Annotated in this window: 1 protein-coding gene; it reads left to right on the top strand. The window is 69.2% G+C overall.

What is annotated here, in order from left to right:
* On the top strand, positions 1-2,709 hold a 2,709-nt coding region (locus tag AC07VS_RS28695), incomplete at both ends, for a beta strand repeat-containing protein (protein WP_494752678.1).

Raw genomic sequence — 2,709 nt, 5'->3', positions numbered from 1 at the left:
TACCACCGCCACGAGCGGTGGCGGTGCGGGCACCTGCTCGGTCACTTTGACGGCCACCACGGCGGGCAACTACAGCGTGACGGCCACATCAGGGGGGACCAATGTGGGCGGCACCAATCCTGTCACGGGCACCTTCACGGCCGGCACGGTCACAGCGGCGGGTTCCCGCGTGGCTATCAGCAGCGGCCCCAAGATCGCCAATGGCTCGGATGCCTACACGATCACCGCCAGAGCCCAGGATGCCAACGGCAACCTCAACACCAGTGCCGCCACAACCTTCAGCTTCAGTGCACCAGGCACCGGCGCATCGCTGAGCGCTGCCACTTGCACCACGGCCATCACCGGTGGCAGCGTGGGCACCTGCTCGGTGACTCTGACGGCGACCACCGCTGGCAGTTACAGCGTCACCGCCACGACGGGCGGAAGCAATGTGGGCGGGACGAACCCCGTGGTGGGTACCTTCACGGCCGATGCAGCCACAGCCGCTGGTTCACGCGTGGCGATCAGCACGGGCCCCAAGCTGGCCAATGGCTCGGATGCCTACACGATCATCGCCAGTGCCTATGACATCAACGGCAACCTCAACACCAATACGGCGACGACCTTCAGCTTCAGTGCGCCCGGCACCGGGGCTGCCCTGAACGCCACCACCTGCGCGACGGCCACCTCGGGCGCCAATGCGGGCACCTGCTCGGTCACCCTGACGGCCACGACCGCAGGCAGTTACAACGTGGCGGCCACCTTGGGCGGCGCCAATGTGGGTGGAACCAACCCTGTCGCGGGCGTGTTCGTTGCGGGTGCCGCCACGGCGGGCGGCTCGCGCGTGGTGATCAGCCAGGGCCCCAAGACCGCCGATGGGGCCGATGCGTACACGATCACGGCCAGTGCCCTGGATGGCAATGCCAACCTCAACACCAGCGCGGCCAGCACCTTCGCCTTCAGCGCCCCGGGGGTCGGGGCAGCACTCAGCGCCACCACCTGCACCACGGCCACGAGCGGAGGCAACGCGGGCACCTGCTCGGTGACCCTGACCGCCACGACGGCAGGCAGCTATTCGATCACCGCCACCCTGGGCGGCGCCAACGTGGGCGGTACCAACCCCGTGGTGGGGACCTTCACGGCTGGTGCTGCTACGGCGACGGATTCGCGCGTGGCGATCAGTACGGGCCCCAAGATCGCCAATGGTTCCGACTCCTACACGATCACCGCCAGCGCGCTGGATGCCAATGGCAACCTCAACACCAGTGCGGCCAGCACTTTCAACTTCAGCGCACCCGGTACGGGCGCTGCGCTCAGTGCCGCGACCTGCACCACGGCCACCACCGGTGGCGGTGCGGGCACCTGCTCGGTGACCCTGACGGCAACCACGGCGGGCAGTTACAACGTGACGGCTACCTTGGGGGGGACCAATGTGGGTGGAACGAACCCCGTGGTGGGCACCTTCACGGCCGGTGCTGCCACAGCGGGCAGCTCACGCGTGGCGATCAGCGCTGGCCCCAAGATCGCCAATGGCTCGGATGCCTACACGATCACGGCCAGTGCCTTGGACGCCAACGGCAACCTCAGCACCGGTGCCGCGAGCACCTTCAGCTTCAGCGCCCCGGGAGCCGGGGCAGCGCTCAGCGCCACCACCTGCACCACGGCCACGACCGGAGGCAACGCGGGCACCTGCTCGGTAAGCCTGACGGCCACGACGGCAGGCAGTTACTCGGTCACCGCCACCCTGGGCGGCGCCAACGTGGGCGGTACCAACCCGGTGGTGGGCAGCTTCACGGCGGGCGCGCCAACGGCCGGCGGGTCGCGTGTGGTGATCAGCAACGGCCCCAAGATCGCCAATGGCTCGGATGCCTACACGATCACGGTCACGGCCAACGATGCCAACGGCAACCTCAACACCAGTGCAGCGACGAGCTTCAGTTTCAGTGCCCCAGGCACCGGGGCGGCGCTGAGCGCGACCACCTGCACCACCGCGACCACCGGCGGCAGTGCGGGCACCTGCTCGGTCACCCTGACGGCGACCGCGACGGGCAGCTATGCCATCACGACCACCCAGGGCGGCACCAACGTGGGAGGTCCCAACCCGGTGGTGGGAACCTTCACGGCCGGCAGCGTCACGGCAGCGGGCGCCCGGGTGGCCATCAGCAGCGGCCCCAAGACGGCCAACGGCTCGGATGCCTATACCCTCACCGTCACGGCCAATGATGCCAATGGCAACCTGAACACCGGTGCGGCCACGACCTTCAACTTCAGCGCACCGGGCACCGGTGCGGCGCTCAGCGCCAACACCTGCACGACGGCCACCACAGGCGGTTCGGCCGGCACCTGCGCGGTCACTTTGACGGCGACCGTGGCCGGCAGCTATGCCATCACGGCCAGCCTGGGGGGCACGGCGGTGGGGAGCACCAACCCGGTCACGGGCGTGTTTGTGGCCGGTGCGGCCACGGCGGCCAGTTCGCGGGTGGCGATCAGCGCGGGCCCCAAGACCGCCAACGGGGTGGACGCCTACACCCTGACCGTGAGCGCCCTGGACGCCAACGGCAACCTCAGCAGTGGCAGCAACACCTTCACCTTCAGCGCCCCAGCGGCCGGGGCCAGCCTGAGCGCCAGCAGTTGCAGCACCACGGCGGGCGTGTGCTCGGTCATGCTGACAGCCACGGTGGCCGGCACGTATGCCATCACGGCCAGCCTGGGGGGCACGGCGGTGGGCGG

It is taken from the genome of Curvibacter sp. GW821-FHT01G03, assembly GCF_059422285.1.
This window is presented reverse-complemented; position numbering and strand designations above follow the sequence as displayed.